This window comes from Micromonospora sp. B006 (genome assembly GCF_003408515.1).
Taxonomy (GTDB): Bacteria; Actinomycetota; Actinomycetes; order Mycobacteriales; family Micromonosporaceae; genus Micromonospora; species Micromonospora echinospora_A.
On record NZ_CP030865.1, the window covers coordinates 4,155,774 to 4,173,176 of the forward strand.

Here is a 17,403-nt window from a genome sequence, read left to right on the forward strand (position 1 = left end):
TCATGAGTCGTCCCGACGTCGTCGTCACCGGGCTCGGCGCGACGACCCCGCTCGGCGGGGACGTCGCGTCGACCTGGGACGCCATGCTCGCCGGCCGCTCCGGGGTGAGTGCGCTCACCCAGGAGTGGGCGGCGGACCTGCCCGTCCGGATCGCCGCCCAGCTGGCGGTCGACCCGTCCGAGGTGCTGGACCGGGTGAAGCTGCGCCGGCTGGACCGCTCCGAGGCGATCGCCATCATCGCCGCCCGGCAGGCGTGGGCCGACGCCGGGCTGGCCGAGGCCGGGCCGGACCCGGAGCGCCTGGCGGTCAGCGTCGGCTCGGGCATCGGCGGCGCCACCACCCTTCTCGCCCAGGACGACATCCTGGAGGCGTCCGGCCCGCGGCGGGTCTCCCCGCACACCATCCCGATGCTGATGCCGAACGGCCCGGCCGCCTGGGTCGGGCTGGAGCTGGGCGCCAAGGCCGGCGTACACACGGTCGCCAGCGCCTGCGCGACCGGCGCGGAGGCGATCGCGCTGGGCCTGGACATCATCCGCGCCGGCCGGGCCGACGTGGTGGTGGCCGGCGGCACCGAGGCGGTCATCCACCCGCTGCCGATCGCCGGCTTCAGCTCGATGCGGGCCATGTCGACCCGCAACGACGAGCCGGAGCGGGCCTCCCGGCCGTGGGACTCGGGCCGCGACGGTTTCGTGCTCGGTGAGGGCGCGGGCGTGGTGATCCTGGAACGGGCCGAGCACGCCGCCGCCCGGGGCGCCCGGGTGTACGCGCGCCTGGCCGGCGCGGGGATCACCTCGGACGCGTACGACATCGTGCAGCCGCACGCGGAGGGCGAGGGCGCGATCCGGGCCATCGCCCGGGCGGTCGCCGACGCGGACGTGGCCCGTACCGACATCGTGCACGTCAACGCGCACGCCACCTCGACCCCGGTCGGGGACATGCTGGAGATCGGCGCGCTGCGCAAGGCGGTCGGCGACCACCCGGTGCTCACCGCCACCAAGTCGATGACCGGGCACCTGCTCGGCGCGGCCGGGGCGCTGGAGTCGATCGCCACCATCCTGGCCATCCGGGACGGCGTGATCCCGCCGACGATCAACCTGGACGACCCGGACGAGGGCCTCACCCTGGACGTCGCCGCGCACAAGGCGCGGCACATGGAGATCCCGGCGGCGCTGAACAACGCGTTCGGCTTCGGCGGGCACAACGTGGCGCTGGTCTTCACCCGCCCCTGATGTAAGGAAGGGCCCCTTCTTAACAGTCGCCTGTTAAGAAGGGGCCCTTCCTCTACCGCAGGCGTTAAAAGGGGGCCCTTCCTTACACCTCAGCCGCGGTTGCGGGGGTGTAGCCGGGCGGTGCGCTCGTTGCCCCGCCGGTAGTTGCCGGTCCACCGGGCCATGGCCAGCTGCGGATCGTCGTCGACCTCGGCCAGGAACTGCGCGGCCCGGCCGCCGCGAAGCGTGCCCGCGACCCGCCCGTGATGCGTGATGACCACTGTCCCGTCGGCGCGCTGGACGTACCGGAAACCCTGTGCTGCCTCTCCCATGGGCCCACACCCTGCCAGCCGGAGCCGCCCGGCCGCATCCGACTTAGGCCGCAGAAGATCAGGTGCGGCAGGTGGTGGCCGGCAGGCCGGCGACCGGCACCGGGGAGCGGCCGGCCGGGCGGGCCTTGCCGGCGAGCACGGCTGCCAGCCCGTTCATCGAGGCCCGGGTGGACGAGTAGGTGGCCATCAGCGTCGGGGACTTCGCCCCGGACAGCACGTACGGCGTGTCCATCGCCACCGTCACGGCGGCGTCGGCGCGCAGGTCCTTCGCCCCGTCGCCGTACCCGACCAGGTGCACCACGGTGCCGCCGGAGGGCACCACCTTGACGCCGGCCGCGGTGAGCGCCTCCGTGAGCAGCTTGCGGGTGGGTTCCCGGCCGCCGGACGAGGTCACGCTGACCGGTCCGGTCACCGCGCCGCCGCACTTGCCGCGCAGCACAGTCACCGCGGCGGTGGCGAGGTCGTCGGCGGCCTTGCGGTGTGCGGCGTCGTCGAGCGTGGACAGGGCGGGCGTGTCCCGTCCGGCCAGCCGGAACTTCATGGTGAGCACCCGGGTGACCGCCTCGACCAGGCGGGCGCGGGGCAGCGAGCCGTCCTTGAGCGCGGCGCGCAGCCCGTCGTACGCCTGCTTGACGTTCGGCGTCATCAGGATGAGGTCGTTGCCGGCGTTGAGCGCGCGCACCGCGGCCTCGCCCGGCGACCACTTCTTCGCCGGGGCCATGTTCATCCCGTCGGTGATCACCACGCCCTGGAAGCCGAGCTGGCCGCGCAGCACGTCGGTGAGCAGCTTGCGGGAGAACGTCGCCGGGGTGCCCGGGTCGACGGCCTTGACGTCCAGGTGGGCCGACATCACCGCCATGGCCCCGGCGCCGATCCCGGCCCGGAACGGCGGGAACGCGAGGCGGTCCAGGTCGGCGCGGGACTGCTTGACCACGGGCAGCTCGGTGTGCGAGTCCTCGGCGCTCAGGCCGTGCCCGGGGAAGTGCTTGACCGCCGCGCCGACGCCCTCGGCCTGCAGGCCGCGTACCGCGCCGGCCACCTGCGGGGACGCGGTCGCCGGGTCGGCGCCGAAGGACCGGGAGCCGATCACCGTGCTGCGGGTGACGAGCACGTCGGCGACCGGGGCGAAGTCGAGGTTGATGCCCATCGCGGCCAGCTCGGCCCCGGCGGCCCGCCACGCGGCCTCGGTCAGCGCCGGGTTCCCGGCGGCGCCGGCCGCGAGCGGGCTGGGCAGCAGGGTCACCCCGTCGGTGATCCGGGTGACCACGCCGTACTCCTGGTCGGTGCCGATCAGGAACGGCGCGGCGCCGGTGGGCAGCTTGCCGGCGGCGGCGCGCAGCCCGTCGGTGAGCGCCCGGACCTGCTTCGGGTTGTCGACGTTCGTGGTGGCCTGGTTGCCGGAGGTCGGGTCGTCGGCGCTGAAGCCGACCAGGATCACACCGCCGAGCCGGTACTTCGCCACCATCTCGGCGGGCGTGTCGACGCCGGCGAGCGCCCGGTTGCCGGCCGCCGAGGCGGCCGAGACCTCGGTGGCCGAGCTGCCGTACGCGTACGGCATCAGCACCTGCCCGACCAGGTCCTCGTCGGAGAGCGTGCCGACCAGCGCGGCGGCGCGGGCGGCCGGGTCAGCGGCCGGCGGGTCGCTCGGCGCCGGCGCGGCCGACGACGGCGCCGGACTCGACGGGGTGGGACGGGGCCGGTCCGGCCCGTCCGAGCACCCGGAGACGAGCAGCGCGGTGAGTGCGGCGAGCGCGACGGCGGAACGCCGCGGGGAAATCGACACGCGGCCCACCGTATCGGGGCAACTCGACCGCCGTCACCCGACCCGGGTGAGCAGCGTCACCGGGGCGCCGTCGCCGGCGTACCGGTAGGGCTCCAGTTCGGCGTCCCAGGCGGTGCCGAGCGCCTTGTCCAGCGCGTGGGCCAGCGCCTCCGGGCCGCGCGCGGCGGCCATCAGGCTGCGCAGCCGGTCCTCGCCGAGCTGGATGTCACCGGCCGCGCCGACGGCGGCCCGGAACAGGCCGCGGCCCGGTAGGTACATGAAGCGCTCGCCGTCGACGCCGGGACTGGGCTCCTCGGTGACCTCGAAACGGATCATGGGCCACTGCCGGAGGGCAGCGGCCAGCTCCGCGCCGGTCCCCGGGCTGCCGGTCCAGCCGCACTCGGCGCGACGAGCGCCCGGATCGGCGGGCTGCGCCGTCCAGTGCAGGTTGACCGGCGCGGCAAGGACGCGCGCGATCGCCCACTCGACGTGCGAGCACACGGCGAGCGGGGTCGAGTGGACGTATACGACGCCACGCGTTGGCACGGTGACCTCCCGGTGAGCCGAGGTGCGTCTTCCCCTACGACCTCGTCCTACCGAGTGGTACCTGGACACACATGATGACCCGTGTGACTGGTGGTGCGCCAGCGAATCGGAAAATTCGCCGGTCCCAACCGGCGGGAAATACCCGGGAGGTGGAGCCGGTTGTGCCCTCTGACGCCGCGATGACCAGCCAGGTGTCGTGGTCGTGTACAGTTCTCTGGGCGGTTCTCTGTGCCGCCGTACATCTTCGCGGGCCGGCGCTCACCCCGGGCGTCACTCGCACAGCCCCCGGACGGCCTTCCGTCCCCACCGTACGTCTGCAAGGAGTACCTCCGTGGCGAGCAACACCTCTAAGACCGCGCGCGCGTCCGTCCGGGCCGGCCAGGCTGGCCAGGGTGGCGCCCTCAGCGTGCTGGGCGAGTTCAAGTACCTGATCCCGCTCAACGGCGGCAAGCACGCCTACGTGCGCAACCTGACCAACGGCAAGACCGCGCACCTGCGCACCGACTCCGAGGCCTTCGTCGAGGAGATCCGCGTGCTGGCCGCCGCCGGCCACGCCGCCAAGATCCGGGCCGAGATCAACGGCCTGGCCGCGGCCCACCCGGGGCACGGCTGGGAGGCCACCGAGAAGCGCCTGGTCGAGGCCGGCGTCTTCGAGGGCTGAGCGCCCTCACCCGCACCACCGAAACCGCCCGCCGGGATCACTCCGGCGGGCGGTTTCGCGTCTGCTCCTGCGGCAGCAGCGTCACCTCGCCGGTGGCCAGGTCGTAGAGCGCGCCCTCGACGGCCAGCTCACCGGCCTCCACCGGCCCGGCCAGCCGGTCGTCGCAGCGCAGCGCTGCCACGGTGCGCCGGACGTGGCGGCGGATCGCCAGCGGATGCGCGTCCGGCTCGTCCACGCCGACGTCGGTGACCGCCGGGGCGATCCGGTCGACCACGTACGCCAGGTCGCCGCCGGGGCGCCGCCCGGTGCGCAGCGCCTCGACCGCCGAGCCGACCGCGCCGCAGCGCTCGTGGCCCAGCACCATCACCAGGCGTACGCCGAGCTGCCCCACCACGTACTCGATCGAGCCGCGTACAGCCCTGTCCAGCACGTGCGCGCCGGTACGGATCACGCAGATCGAACCGAACGTCTGGTCGAAGATCGCCTCCAGCGGCACCCGGGAGTCGATACAGCCCAGCACGACCGCGTACGGCTGCTGGTCGCCGGAGGCCACGGCGGCGGCAGCGGTGACGTCGTGCCCGTGCACCGGCTGGCCGCTGACGAAGCGGCGGTTGCCGGCGAGCAGCTCGGCCAGCGCGGCGCGCGGACTGCGGGCGGCGGACGGCATGCCCCCAGCCTGGTCACCGATCCGACCCCTGTGGGGCCGGACGCGAATCTTCTCCCCGCCCCGGTTGCCGTGGTGTCATGACGGGTAACGCCGGTGTCACCGCCGGGACACCCGGTGGACGCGAACCGGACGGCTCGGGGGTGGACGACATGGAACTGCGACTTCCGGACGGCGTACGCCTGCACGTGACAGTCACCGGTCCGGTCGACGCCGAGGTCACCGTGGTGATGCTGCACGGCTGGACGCTCGACGGGCGCAGCTGGCACCGCCAGGTCGCCGACATGCGGGAACGTTTCGGCGACCGGGTCCGCCTGGTCACCTACGACGCGCGCGGCCACGGCCGGTCGAGCTGCCGGGCGCTGCGGGACGCCACGCTGGCCCAGCTCGGCGACGACCTGGCCACGGTGGTCGACGAGATCGCCCCGTCCGGGCCGATCGTGCTGGTCGGGCACTCGATGGGCGGTATGACGGTGATGGAGTACGCCCACCGCCACCCCGACCGGTTCGCCGCGCGTACCGCCGGGCTGGTCTTCGTCTCGACCACCGCCGAGGGTCACACGCACACCGTCTACGGCCTCTCCCCCCGCATCACCCGGCTGATCCGGCTCGCCGAGACCACCGGCGCCGGGGTGCTGGCCCGGTGCGGCGGTTGGCGGCCGCCGCACGCGCTGCTGCGCGCGCTGCGCCCGAGCATCCGCTGGATGCTGTTCGGCGACCGCTGCGACCCGGCGGACATCCGGCTGGTCACCTCGGCGGTGGCCCGCGCCACGCTGCGCTCGATCGGCGGGTTCCGCGCCTCGATCGGGGCGCAGCACCGGCTGGAGACGCTCGCCGCGCTCGGCGGGCTGCCGGCCGCCGCGCTGGTCGGGGACCGGGACCGGCTCACCCCGCCGCCGTGCGCCGAGTCGATCGCGGCGGCGCTGCCCACCACGGAGCTGACCGTCTGCCCGGGCGCCGGTCACATGCTGATGATGGAGCGCCCGGACCAGGTGAACGACGCCGTGGCCGGGGTGCTGGACCGGGTGCTGACCAGCCGCCCGACGACCCGCCTCTGAGCGTCTCCCGCTAACGAACGGCACTGACGTACGCCACGCGGACGGCATGCCCCGGCACTCCGGTTGCCGAGGGCCCGTACCCTCATTCAGCCCGTCGTGCCGTCCGACCACAGGAGCGCCCGCGTTGACCGACCAGACCACGCTGGACCGGGAGATCGCCGCCGAGCAGCGCCACCTCGACCGGGTGTACGCCAGGCTGGCCGAACTGCGCCGGTCGGCGGCCGACGCCGAGCGGGAGGGCTACCAGCTGGCCCGGGTCGGCAACTTCGGCGCGCTGGTCGAGCGGGACGCGATGGTCTTCCACGCCGCCCAGCGCCGGCACGTGCTCGACGCCGAGCACGAGGGACTGGTGTTCGGGCGGCTGGACCTGCGTACCGGGCAGGTGCTGCACGTCGGCCGCCTGGGTGTGCGGGGTGTGGACGCGGAGACGCTGGTGGTGGACTGGCGGGCCCCGGCCGCCGCCGCGTTCTACCAGGCGACGCCCGCCGAGCCGCGCGGCGTGGTGCGCCGGCGCACGATCCAGTCGGCCTCGGAGAAGGTCACCCGGATCGAGGACGACCTGCTGGACCCGGAGGCCGCGCCGCCGGAGATGGCGGTGGTCGGCGACGGGGCGCTGCTGGCCACGCTGTCCCGGGCCACCGGCCGGGGCATGCGCGACATCGTCGCCACCATCCAGCGCGAGCAGGACGAGGCGATCCGCTCCCCCGGCAACGGCGTCACGATCGTCTCCGGCGGCCCGGGGACGGGCAAGACGGCGGTGGCGTTGCACCGGGCCGCGTACCTGCTCTACTCCGACCGGGCCCGATACGCCGGCGGCGGCATCCTGGTGGTCGGCCCGTCCGGCGTGTTCGTCGAGTACATCGCCTCGGTGCTGCCCTCGCTCGGCGAGGAGACCGCCACGCTTCGCTCGCTCGGCTCGCTGTTCCCGGGCCTGTCGGCGTCCCGGACCGACCCGCCGGACGTGGCGGCGGTGAAGGGCTCGCTGCGGATGCGCCGGGTGCTGGAGCGCGCGGTACGCGACGCGGTGCCGGACTCCCCGGCCGAACTGCGCCTGCTGTACCGGGGTGAGCTGCTGCGCCTGGAGCGTCCCGCGCTGGACGCGATCCGGGACCGGACGCTGGCCCGGGGCGCGCGCCGCAACGAGGTACGCCGGGCGGCGTTCGACGCGGTGCTCGCCGCGCTCTACGCGCAGGCCCGCACGCTGCGGGTGGGCCGGCTGCCGGAGCAGCCCGCGTTCGAGGACGAGATCATCGAGCGGCCGGAGTTCCGCGAGTTCCTCAAGGCGTGGTGGCCACGGCTGCACCCGCGGCACGTGCTGGACTGGCTGGCCCGCCCGGACCGGCTGCGCCGCTACGCCGGGGGGATCCTCTCCTCGGCCGAGATCCGGCTGCTCGGGCAGGCGTACCGCACGCTCGCGACCGACGGGCTGACGGTGGCGGACATCGCGCTGCTGGACGAGCTGGACGCGCTGCTGGGCAAGCCGGTGCAGCGGGCCCGGCCCAAGCGCGACCCGTACCAGCTCGCCGGTGGCGTGCGCGAGCTGAGCACGTACGCCGATCGGCAGCGCGCCGCCCGGGCGGCGGCCCGGGAGCGTCCGGCCGACTACCGCGACTACGCGCACGTGGTGGTGGACGAGGCGCAGGACGTCTCGCCGATGCAGTGGCGGATGGTGGGCCGGCGCGGACGGCTGGCCTCCTGGACCGTGGTCGGCGACCCGGCGCAGACGGCCTGGACCGGCGACCCGCAGGAGCTGGACCGGGCCCGGGAACAGGCGCTGGGCCGGCGCAAGCGGCACCGCTACGAGCTGACCACCAACTACCGCAACTCGGCGGAGATCTTCGCGGTGGCGGCGGCGGAGATCCGCCGGCTCTACCCGGATCTGCCGCTGCCCGACGCGGTCCGGTCCACCGGCGTGCCGCCGGTCGAGCGCGTGGTGCCCGCCGCCGAGCTGCCGGCGGCCACCGTCGAGGCGGCCGAGGCACTGCTCGGACAGGTGGAGGGCACGGTGGGCGTGATCACGCCGGTGCCGCGCCGGGACGAGGTGGCCGGCTGGCTGGGCGCGCGCGGCGCGGGCCGGCTCCAGGTGGTGACCAGCCTCCAGGCCAAGGGCATGGAGTACGACGGTGTGGTGCTGGTGGCGCCGAGCGAGATCCGGGCCGATCCCGGGTCGGGCGTGCGCACGCTCTACGTGGCGCTGTCCCGGGCGACCCAGCGCCTCACCACGCTCGACCCGGTGGGGTGAGGGGCCGCGCCGGCACCACCCACAGTTCACTTGCATACATAGCGATGTGAACATACATTGGGCCCGGCCGGTACGCGGCAGGGAGGGTGTTGGCGTGGGCGCAGGTCATGACCACAGCGGCGCGGTGGCCAACGCGGCACACCGCCACCGGGGCCGCCTATGGGCCGCGTTCGCGCTGCTCGCCGTCCTGATGGTGGTCGAGGCGGTGGCCGCCTTCACCACCGGCTCGCTCGCCCTGCTCTCCGACGCCGGGCACATGTTCACCGACGTGCTCGGCATCGGCATGGCCCTCGCGGCGATCACCGCCACCCGGCGCGCCGGCACCGACCCGCAGCGCACGTTCGGCCTCTACCGGCTGGAGGTGCTCGCCGCGCTCGCCAACGCCGTGCTGCTCGGCGCCGTCGCGGTCTACGTCCTGGTCGAGGCGGTACGCCGCTTCGGCGAGCCGCCGGAGGTGCTCGCCGGCCCGATGCTCGTGGTGGCGGTGCTCGGCCTGCTCGCCAACATCGTCGCCTTCGCGCTGCTGCGGGCCGGGTCGAAGGAGAGCATCAACCTGCGCGGCGCGTACCTGGAGGTGCTCGGCGACCTGCTCGGCTCGCTCGGCGTGATCGCCGCGGCGCTGGTCATCGCGGTCACCGACTGGTGGTGGGCGGACCCCCTGGTCGCCGTCGGGATCGGCCTGTTCATCCTGCCGCGCACCTGGCGGCTCGGCCGGGCCGCGGTGCGCATCCTGGTGCAGGCGGCGCCGGAACACCTGCAGGTGACCGCCGTGCACGACCGGCTGGCCGCGGTCCCCGGCGTGGCCGAGGTGCACGACCTGCACGTCTGGACGCTCACCTCCGGGATGGAGGTGGCCTCGGCGCACCTGACCACCGACCCCGGCGTCGACCCCGGCGGGGTGCTTGCCGCCGCGCGGGCCGCGCTGCACGAGGACTTCTCCATTGATCACGCCACGTTGCAGGTCGAACCCGGAGCGTCCGCGGGCGTGTGCGGAAAGACCGAGTGGTGATTAGGACCGACTTAAATCACTGTGGCTGCTGTACAGTAATGTCGGTTTTGCCCCGCCATGCGGCACCACGCGTCGGAGCCGCGCCCGGGCCGCGCCGGTAGGCTCGGTCGCGGCCGCAGCCACCGGCGTCACCGGCGCAGGTGGGGTGGCCGTCGCCTAATCGCCCGAAGGGGCGAGCCGGGGAACCACGTAAGTGGGGTGCATCCGCGTCAGCGGTAGGGATCTTCCGTCCCGAACCCGTCAGCTAACCCGGTCGGCGGTTGACGGAAGGACGTGTTGAATGCCCCCAGTGGCACCTGTACGACGGACGGCCGCCCGGTTGGCGGCCCTGTTCGTCGCGACGCTGACTCTCGGCGTCGCGACCGTTCCGGCCTCCCCCGCCTCGGCGGCGCCCCGGACCGCCCTGCTCGCCGCCGCACCCGGCGACGACGAGGGCGGCACGCCGGAGCTGCGCGCCCAACTCGACGCGGCCAGCAAGGGCTGGCTGGAGGCGAAGGCCGCGCTGAACCAGTCGGTGAACCGCCAGAAGCAGCTGAACGACCAGCTCAAGACGGTCGGCGCCGAACTGGCCGCACGCGACGCCAAGGTCGGCGAGATCGCCGGAGTGGCGTACCGCGCGGGCCGCCTCGGCACCGCCGCGGCGCTGCTCGACAGCAACAGCCCGGCGGGCTTCATGGACCGGGCCGCCACCCTGGAACAGGTCGCCGCGCACGAGGACCGCACGGTGCGCGAGCTGATCGCCACCCGCGACGAGGCCACCCGCACCCGGGCCGCGCTCGACACCGAGATCCGCGAGCAACGCAAGCAGGTCACGGTGATGGGCAAGCGCAAGGAGCAGGCCGAGCGCGCGCTCGAAGTGGCGAACGACAGGGCGTCACGCAGCAGCAGTGGTGGCGGCGGCAGCGTCCAGGGCACCTCCAACAAGAACGCGAAGCCGGCGCCGCGCAACTCGGACGGCTCGTGGCCGGCGGAGTCGTGCAGCGTCAACGACCCGACCCCGGCCAACGGCTGCATCACCCCGCGGACGCTGCACGCGCTGCAGCAGGCCAAGGCGGCCGGCTTCACCCGGTACGTCTCGTGCCACCGGCCAAGCGGCTCGGGCGAGCACCCGAAGGGGCGGGCCTGCGACTTCGCCGCCCAGAAGAACGGCTTCGGCGGCGTGGCCAGCGGCGGTGACCGGACGTACGGCAACAACCTGGCCGCGTACTTCGTCCGCAACGCCGACCCGCTCGCCGTGCTCTACGTGATCTGGTTCAAGCAGATCTGGCTGCCCAGCAGCGGGTGGAAGGCGTACAGCGGCGGCAACGGCGACCCGTCCAGCGACCACACCAACCACGTGCACCTGTCGGTGTACTAGCGCGCTCCCGGGGGGCCGGCCGGATCGGGCCGGCCCTCCAGCGTCGCGCCGAGACGGGCCGCCAGGCTCAGGTGAGCGGCCCGGGCCTGGCGGAACGCGTACCCGAACAGCGGCGCCGGCGCGGTCAGCGTGATCTCCACGTCGATGCGCACGGTGCCGTCGGGCTCGTCGCGCAGCCGGGTGTGGTTGCGCACCGTCGTCGCCGGCTGCTGCCGGGCCACCGTGACCACCTCGTCCTCGCTCGCGACCAGCACGTCCGCTTGGTACGTGACCGGGAAGTGCAGCGGGCCCAGTTGCAGCCGGTCGGTGATCGCGTAGCTGGCCAGCGCGCCCGGCCGGGCCGGCAGTTGCCGGACCCGGACGATCAGCGGATGCAGCTCGCCCTGGCGACTGAGGTCACCCAGCAGTGCCACCGCGTCGGCCCGGCCGCACCGGGCCTGCACGGTGTAGCTGAAGCTGTCGCTGCTCTGCAAGCGGGCCCCCTCGCCGTCGTACGTCGCGACGATCGTCCCGTACGGACGCCGGGCTGGCAACGGGTAGAAGGTCCCTGGCCGGAGGGGGTGCGAGCGGGCGCTCAGGCGCCGGGCAGCACCTCGGGGGTGTCGTCGGCGAACCACGGTTCGGGAGCGCCGAAGAGGCCGAGCAGGCCGGTGACCCAGAGCTGCCGGTGCACGAACCGGCTCGGCTCGGTGACCACGAGCTTGACGCCGCTGACCTCGCAGGTCTGGAAGCCGGCCACCATGGCGCTGATGCCGACCGAGTCGATGAACGTGACGAGCCGCATGTTCAGCTCGATGCGCGCGGGACGGCCCTTCGCGAGCACCTCGGCGATCGCTTCCCGCACCTCGTACGCGGTGTCGACGTCGATCTCCCCACGGGGCGCGATCTGGACGACACCACCCGGCCGCACCGACTTCACGATCGACAGGCTCACGCGAGCACCTCCACTCGCCCTTGACGGGCGCCTCATCAGTACGCGGGCCGCGACCGAGAGTATTCCTCCAACGGCTCGGTCGCCACCCCCCGGGATGAGCAATTCGCGAACTGGGCACACCTGGGCGCACCCAATCCGGACCTCCGGGTTCCAGTTTCCCCTTCGACGCGGGCCACGGCCAGCCGTACGGCCGGTCGGACCCGTCGATCCGCCGACCAGGGTAGCGGGCGCGCGCACCTCGCGCCGACACCCCGCTCTCGGCGCGTTCGGGTGGTTCGTCCCGGTTTGAAAGCCTGGTAGCCGCCCGCGCCCCACTGTGGGTTTGCCGCCGCCGCCCGCGGGGCACTGCCCGGGGGAGTCAACCCGTGACGCGCCGGATGGACACCGGAGTCCGAAGTGGCCGCCGGCCTTCGGCACCCGAGGAGGTAGAACGATGTTCGGATCCAACCTGCTGGACCGCCGGGGCAAGGCCGAGCGGGTCGCCGACCAGGCGTGGCAGCACCTGCTCTCCGCGGCCGGCTCCGCCGGTGACAGCGTGCGCGACGCCACCCGCGCCGCCCGCCGCAACTCCTCCGGCTTCGCCGACGACGCCACCGACCTGGTCGGCACCGCCGCCGAGGAGGCGCGCCGGCGTGCCACGCTCGCCTTCGACGCGCTGGCCGGGCGCCGGCCCGCCCTGCCCTGGACGCTGCTGATCGCGGCGGCGCTCGCGGGCGCGGCGATCGGCTGGGCCGCCGGCACCGCCGCGCGCGCCGCGGGCAGCCGCGACCGCGCCGCGGACGAGATCGAGTTCGTGGACGTGGACCGCCCGAACTCCCCGGCCGGCCTGGACGGCTGACCCGCACCCCACCGGCACGGTGGCCGCTCCCGGTACTCCCGGGGCGGCCACCGTGCTGCGTGGTGCGCTCCCCCTCCCCTCGCCTCACCCGGACCGGGTGAGGGTGGGTCACCCGGGACACGCGCAGGATCGCGGGTGCGGGACCCCGTGCCCGCGCCGCCGTCGACGGGAGGGGAAGCCGGATGGCCACCGACACGATCACGCGTACCGACCGGGACATCCAGTCCGCGGTGCTCGACGAACTGACCTGGGAACCCCGGGTCGGCCCGGACGAGATCGGGGTGACTGTCACCGAGGGCGTGGTGACGCTGACCGGCCGGGTGGACAGCTACGCCAAGAAGTGGGCCGCCGAGCGGGCCGCGCACCGGGCCGCCCGGGTCCGCGCGGTCGCCAACGACCTCTTCGTCCAGATCGCCACCGCCGCCGGGCGGGAGGATCCGGAGATCGCCGTCGCGGCCGTACGGGCGCTGGAGTGGGACGCGTTCGTACCGGTCGAGGCGCTGCAGGTGACCGTCTCCGACGGCTGGGTCACGCTGCACGGCGACGTCGAGTGGGAGTACCAGCGGCGCGCCGCCGAACGGTCGGTCGCCCGGCTCACCGGCGTACGCGGGGTGAGCAACGGGATCGCCGTGCGCCCGGCGGTCCGCGCCGACGGGCACGACCTGGCCGAGCGGATCGTGGACGCGCTCGCGCGCAACGCCGCCACCGAGGCCGAGACCGTCGACGTCCGGGTGCACGGCGACACCGTGGTGCTGGGCGGGCAGGTCCACTCGGCCGGCGAACGCGCGGAGATCGAGCGGGTGGTGTGGAACGCCCCCGGCATCCGGGAGGTGCACAACCACCTCGTCGTGCGCTGAGCCGAACCACCCCGCCCGGGTGAGCCCGCCTCACCCGGGCACCGGCCATGGTGGGAGGCATGAGTGATCCGAACGGGCTGATCACACCCGGGCGGGCCGCCCCCGGGTTCACGCTGCCGGCGGCGCCGGACGGGCGACAGGTGGGTCCCGGGCAGTTCCGGGGCCGTCCGGTGGTGCTGGCCTTCTATCCCGCCGACTGGTCACCGGTCTGCGGCGAGCAGATGGCCCTCTACCAGGCGGCCCTGCCTGAGCTGGAGCGGTACGACGCGATGCTGCTGGGCATCTCGGTGGACAGCGTCGACTCGCACCGGGCGTTCGCCGAAGCCCAGGGCATCCGCTTCCCGCTGCTCGCCGACTTCGAGCCCAAGGGCGAGGTGTCGCGCCGATACGGCGCGTACGCGCCGCGCGGGCAGTCCGACCGGGCGCTCGTGGTCGTCGACCCGGACGGCCGGGTGGCCTGGAGCCACCTGTCCCCGCCCGAGGTGAACCCGGGCGTGGACGGCATCCTCGACGCCCTGGAGCGGCTCAACTCGGATCGGCGGGTGAGCACCTGATGACCACGCCACTTCAGGTCACCACCGCGCGGCTGCGGACCCCGGTGACCGACAGCGACCACGTCCGCGGGCCGGTGGACGCGCCGGTCACCATCGTCGAGTACGGCGACTTCCAGTGCCGGTTCTGCGGCGCCGCGTACCCGAACCTCACCGAGGTGCTGCGCCAGCGGGCCGACGTGGTGCGCCTGGCGTACCGGCACTTCCCGATCGCCAACATCCACCCGTACGCGGAGAGCGCGGCGGAGACCGCCGAGGCCGCCGCCGCCCGGGGCCGGTTCTGGGAGATGTACGACTGGCTCTTCCAGCACCAGGACCAGCTCGACCCGGTGCACCTGTCGCTCGGCGTCGAGCAGATCGGACTGTCGCCGGACGAGATCGCCGCGGAGGTCGGCCGTCAGGAGTACGCCGACCGGGTCCGGCAGGACTTCGTCGGCGGCATCCGCAGCGGCGTCAACGGCACCCCGACGCTGTTCGTCAACGGCGTCCGCCACGACGGCGGTTACGACCTTGCCGAACTGCTGACAGTGGTGGACGCCGCCGCCGACGTCTGAGTCAGATCAACCGCAGCTCGCGCGCCCGCCGGACGGCGTCCCGCCGGCGGGTCGCGTCGAGCTTGCGGTAGATGTTGCGCACGTGCGTCTTGACGGTGTTCACCGACAGCGACAGCTCGGCGGCGATCTCCACGTTGGACAGGATGCTCTGCAGGTAGCGCAGGATGGTCAGCTCCCGCTCGGTGAGCGGCTCGTCCAGCCCGCGCGCCGGGCCGTCCGCCGTCCCGGCGACCGGCTGCGCGTCCGCTCCCCGGACCAGCTCGCTCACCGTCGCCCAGTACGCGGTGCCGGAGTCCAGGTGCGCGGCCAGCAGGTCCCGTACCCCCGGGTCCGCCCGGGTGAAGACGCGCCGGTAGCCGTCCGGCTCGGCGAGCGCCAGCACCTCCTCCAGCAGCCGCCCGGCCCGCCGGGCGTCCCCGGCCTCGCCGGCCAGCGCCGCGTCGAGCAGCCCGGCGCCCAGCCGTACCGGCAGCGGCCAGTCCGCCGCGCCGGGCCCGGCCCAGTCGGGCAGCGCCCGTTCGGCCGCGCGGGCGTCACCGGCACGCAGCAGCAACCGGGCGGACGCCAGCGCCGGCGCCGGCCCGCCACCGGTGGCGTCGAGCAGCGCCCGGGCGCCGTCGACGTCACCCGCCGCCGCGCGCACCTGAACCTCCTCGGCGGCCAGCCACCCGCCCAGCTCCGGGCCCGGCGCGACCGCCCGCGCCCCGGCGAGCGTGCGCAGCGCGCCGCCCGGGTCGTCACCGTCGGCCAGCAGCCCGGCCCGGCAGAGCGCGACCAGCGCCGCGCCCCCCGGCTCCGCGGCGGCTGGACCGGCCAGCGCCAGGTGGGCCACCGCCTCCGCCGGCCGGTCCCGGTGCCAGGCCACGAGCGCCAGCGCCAGGTACGCGTAGCCGCAGTCCGACCGGGCCGACCAGCCCTGACAGGCCGGCATCGCCAGCGCCTCCCCGGCGAGTTCCTCGGCCGCCCGCAACGCGCCCCGGGCCGCCTCCAGCGCCGCCGAGCGGCTGACGCAGAGCAGCTCGGTCCGCGGCCGGCCGGCCCGGCGCGCCGCCTCCCGCTCCTCGGCGAACCGGGTACGGGCCACCGGCAGCTCCCCCTCGGCCAGCGCGACCAGCCCGTGCGCGGCGCCCGCCACCGCGCGTACGTCGTCGCGCTCGGCCGACCCGGCACGCGGATCGGCGGCGGCGTCGACGGCCGGGCCGGAAGCGGTGGCGAGCAGGCGGTCGGCGGCCTCGCGTACCGCCTCGTGGTTCCCGCCCAGCCGGGCCAGACTCAACTCCACGGCGGCGGCCAGCCCGCGGAACCGGTCGCGGCGCGGCGCGGGCAGGTCGTCGGCGTGGGCCAGCGCGCGCCGCAGCTGCCCGTCGGCGGCGGCCGGATCAACGGCGTACGCCCGCTCCGCCGCGGCGGCCAGCGCCAGCTCGGGGTCGCGGCGGACCGCGTCCGCCGGCGGCTCGGGCGGGGGCGCCACGGTCGTCGGCTCGTCCGGTGCCAGCTCCGGCCAGCGGCTGATCAGCAGCTCGGTGGCCGCGGTCCACTCACCGGCGGTCAGCGCGTGCCGCACCGCCTCGGCCGGCCGGTCGTGGGCGGCGTACCAGTCCGCCGCCCGCCGGTGCAGCTCGCGCACCTCGTCGGCGGGCAGCCGGCCCAGTTCGTCCCGGAGCACGTCGGCCAGGAGCGGATGCGGCCGGTACCACTGCGGGTTGCCCCCGTCCTGGTGGAGGAAGCCGCCGTCGCGGGCCGCCTCGGCGAGCACCTGCCCGGCGTCGGCCCGCCCGGTCAGCACGGCGGCGAGGTCGGCGCGGACCGCGACGGCCACCGCCACACGGCGCAGGACGTCGCGGGTCGCCGGGCCCAGCGGCGCGAGCACCTCGTCCCGCAGGTACGCGGCGACGTCCGGCTGGTCACCGCCGAACCGGTCCACCGCGCGGGCCGGGTCGGTCCCGTCGGCGAGCGCGAACGCGGCGAACCGCAGCCCGGCCGGCCAGCCGGCGGTGCGCTCGGCCAGCCGGGGCACCGCCGGGGCGGGCACCGGCACGCCGTGCGCGACCAGCAGGTCGGCGACCTCGTCGGCGGTGAACGCCAGCTCGTCCGCGCCGATCAGGGTCAGCTCGCCGGCCAGCCGCCAGCGGTGCAGCGCCAGCGGCGGCTCGCGCCGCGCGCCGGCCACCAGCCGCAGCCGCCCGTCGGCGTGCTGGAGCAGGAACTCCAGCCCGGACAGGGCCGCCGGGTCGGTGACCCGGTGCAGGTCGTCGAGGACCAGCAGCACCGGCCGTTCCCGTCCGGCCAGCGCGGCGGCGAGCGACTCCAGCTGCTCGGGCCGGGGCGGGCCGTCCGGCACCGGCGGCGGTGGTCCCTCGTCCGGGTCCTCGGCGGCGGCCATACGCAGGGCCGCCGCCAGATAGCCCCAGAACCGCCGGGTCGTGTCGCCCTCGCCCACAGTCACCCAGGCCGGCGCCGGGCCGTCCCGCTCCGCCCGTGCCCAGGCGGACAACACGGTCGTCTTGCCCCAGCCGGCCGGCGCGAGCACGAGCGTCACCGGCCCGCTCGCGCCCCGCTCCACCCGCTCCACCAGCCGGGGCCGCAGCAGACCCGGCTCGGGTGGCGCCGGTGGCGTCAAGCGGGACGCCAGCAGCGGTGGGCCGCCCGGCAGCGCACCACCGGCCAGGTCGGGTGAATCGACGCCGGCGGTACGCAGATCGGGCGTACCGGTGATCTCCCTGGTGTCGTGCGGCGCGGCCACGAATCGGACCTGGTCGGCCTCCTCCGGCATGCATCCCTCCCCCTGTCGACGCCGGCAGCGGTTACCCGGACCGGGCCGGTTCACCCC

At 75.1% G+C, this 17,403-nt stretch carries 17 protein-coding genes and 1 riboswitch; of the genes, 10 read left to right on the plus strand and 7 right to left on the minus strand.

Features of this window, described 5'->3' with window-relative positions:
- Window positions 1-2: 2 nt before the first annotated feature.
- Entirely contained in the window at window positions 3-1,229 is a 1,227-nt protein-coding gene (fabF, locus tag MicB006_RS18505) for a beta-ketoacyl-ACP synthase II (RefSeq protein ID WP_073831283.1), read from the plus strand.
- Window positions 1,230-1,318: 89 nt separating this feature from the next.
- On the opposite strand, the gene MicB006_RS18510 is transcribed toward fabF, so the two are convergent.
- Genes MicB006_RS18510 through MicB006_RS18520 form a run of 3 tightly spaced genes read right to left on the minus strand, consistent with a single transcriptional unit; the run spans window position 1,319 to window position 3,848 of the window.
- A complete protein-coding gene (locus tag MicB006_RS18510) occupies window positions 1,319-1,540 on the minus strand; it encodes a hypothetical protein (protein WP_116507764.1) in 222 nt (73 codons plus the stop codon).
- Window positions 1,541-1,598: 58 nt separating this feature from the next.
- Window positions 1,599-3,323 (minus strand): glycoside hydrolase family 3 protein, encoded by a 1,725-nt coding sequence (locus tag MicB006_RS18515; protein WP_116511588.1) that lies wholly within the window; start codon window positions 3,321-3,323, stop codon window positions 1,599-1,601.
- 33 nt (window positions 3,324-3,356) lie between these two features.
- Window positions 3,357-3,848 carry a DUF3145 domain-containing protein gene (locus MicB006_RS18520; protein ID WP_116507765.1) on the minus strand — a complete coding sequence of 164 codons (492 nt, stop codon included), beginning with the start codon at window positions 3,846-3,848 and terminating at the stop codon, window positions 3,357-3,359.
- Between the two features lie 331 nt (window positions 3,849-4,179).
- Here MicB006_RS18520 and MicB006_RS18525 point away from each other — a divergent pair, with 331 nt between their 5' ends.
- Window positions 4,180-4,509 (plus strand): hypothetical protein, encoded by a 330-nt coding sequence (locus MicB006_RS18525; protein ID WP_073831280.1) that lies wholly within the window; start codon window positions 4,180-4,182, stop codon window positions 4,507-4,509.
- Window positions 4,510-4,546: 37 nt separating this feature from the next.
- Here MicB006_RS18525 and MicB006_RS18530 read toward each other — a convergent pair whose 3' ends face one another.
- Window positions 4,547-5,176: a carbonic anhydrase gene (locus MicB006_RS18530; RefSeq protein WP_116507766.1), complete on the minus strand. Its 630-nt coding sequence runs from the start codon at window positions 5,174-5,176 to the stop codon at window positions 4,547-4,549.
- A gap of 149 nt (window positions 5,177-5,325) precedes the next feature.
- Here MicB006_RS18530 and MicB006_RS18535 point away from each other — a divergent pair, with 149 nt between their 5' ends.
- From MicB006_RS18535 to MicB006_RS18550, 4 genes are all read left to right on the plus strand, one after another.
- Window positions 5,326-6,231, plus strand: coding sequence for an alpha/beta fold hydrolase (locus tag MicB006_RS18535; protein ID WP_192900097.1), 906 nt, complete (start codon window positions 5,326-5,328; stop codon window positions 6,229-6,231).
- Between the two features lie 124 nt (window positions 6,232-6,355).
- Window positions 6,356-8,473 carry a UvrD-helicase domain-containing protein gene (locus tag MicB006_RS18540; protein ID WP_116507768.1) on the plus strand — a complete coding sequence of 706 codons (2,118 nt, stop codon included), beginning with the start codon at window positions 6,356-6,358 and terminating at the stop codon, window positions 8,471-8,473.
- 94 nt (window positions 8,474-8,567) lie between these two features.
- The gene (locus MicB006_RS18545) at window positions 8,568-9,482 is read left to right on the plus strand and encodes a cation diffusion facilitator family transporter (RefSeq protein ID WP_073831277.1); all 915 of its coding nucleotides are present in this window, start codon (window positions 8,568-8,570) and stop codon (window positions 9,480-9,482) included.
- Between the two features lie 143 nt (window positions 9,483-9,625).
- Window positions 9,626-9,757: riboswitch (cyclic di-AMP (ydaO/yuaA leader) on the plus strand.
- A 5-nt stretch (window positions 9,758-9,762) separates the two neighbouring features.
- Window positions 9,763-10,839, plus strand: a complete 1,077-nt coding sequence (locus MicB006_RS18550) for a hypothetical protein (RefSeq protein ID WP_116507769.1) — start codon at window positions 9,763-9,765, stop codon at window positions 10,837-10,839.
- On the opposite strand, the gene MicB006_RS18555 is transcribed toward MicB006_RS18550, so the two are convergent.
- Entirely contained in the window at window positions 10,836-11,372 is a 537-nt protein-coding gene (locus tag MicB006_RS18555; RefSeq protein WP_225980413.1) for an SRPBCC family protein, read from the minus strand. The genes MicB006_RS18550 and MicB006_RS18555 overlap by 4 nt on opposite strands.
- A gap of 41 nt (window positions 11,373-11,413) precedes the next feature.
- Window positions 11,414-11,773 (minus strand): STAS domain-containing protein, encoded by a 360-nt coding sequence (locus tag MicB006_RS18560; protein ID WP_013475611.1) that lies wholly within the window; start codon window positions 11,771-11,773, stop codon window positions 11,414-11,416.
- Between the two features lie 433 nt (window positions 11,774-12,206).
- Between MicB006_RS18560 and MicB006_RS18565 the strand changes: the two genes are divergently transcribed.
- The 4 genes from MicB006_RS18565 to MicB006_RS18580 all read left to right on the plus strand — a co-directional run bounded on the left by MicB006_RS18565 (window position 12,207) and on the right by MicB006_RS18580 (window position 14,573).
- Complete coding sequence (locus tag MicB006_RS18565; RefSeq protein ID WP_116507770.1) at window positions 12,207-12,611, plus strand: hypothetical protein; 405 nt, start codon at window positions 12,207-12,209, stop codon at window positions 12,609-12,611.
- A 182-nt stretch (window positions 12,612-12,793) separates the two neighbouring features.
- Complete coding sequence (locus tag MicB006_RS18570) at window positions 12,794-13,468, plus strand: BON domain-containing protein (RefSeq protein ID WP_116507771.1); 675 nt, start codon at window positions 12,794-12,796, stop codon at window positions 13,466-13,468.
- 59 nt (window positions 13,469-13,527) lie between these two features.
- The gene (locus MicB006_RS18575) at window positions 13,528-14,022 is read left to right on the plus strand and encodes a redoxin domain-containing protein (protein WP_116507772.1); all 495 of its coding nucleotides are present in this window, start codon (window positions 13,528-13,530) and stop codon (window positions 14,020-14,022) included.
- The gene (locus MicB006_RS18580) at window positions 14,022-14,573 is read left to right on the plus strand and encodes a DsbA family protein (RefSeq protein WP_116507774.1); all 552 of its coding nucleotides are present in this window, start codon (window positions 14,022-14,024) and stop codon (window positions 14,571-14,573) included. Before MicB006_RS18575 ends, MicB006_RS18580 begins: the two co-directional genes overlap by 1 nt.
- Before the next feature lies 1 nt (window position 14,574).
- On the opposite strand, the gene MicB006_RS18585 is transcribed toward MicB006_RS18580, so the two are convergent.
- Window positions 14,575-17,346 carry a LuxR C-terminal-related transcriptional regulator gene (locus tag MicB006_RS18585; protein WP_116507776.1) on the minus strand — a complete coding sequence of 924 codons (2,772 nt, stop codon included), beginning with the start codon at window positions 17,344-17,346 and terminating at the stop codon, window positions 14,575-14,577.
- Window positions 17,347-17,403: the final 57 nt, after the last annotated feature.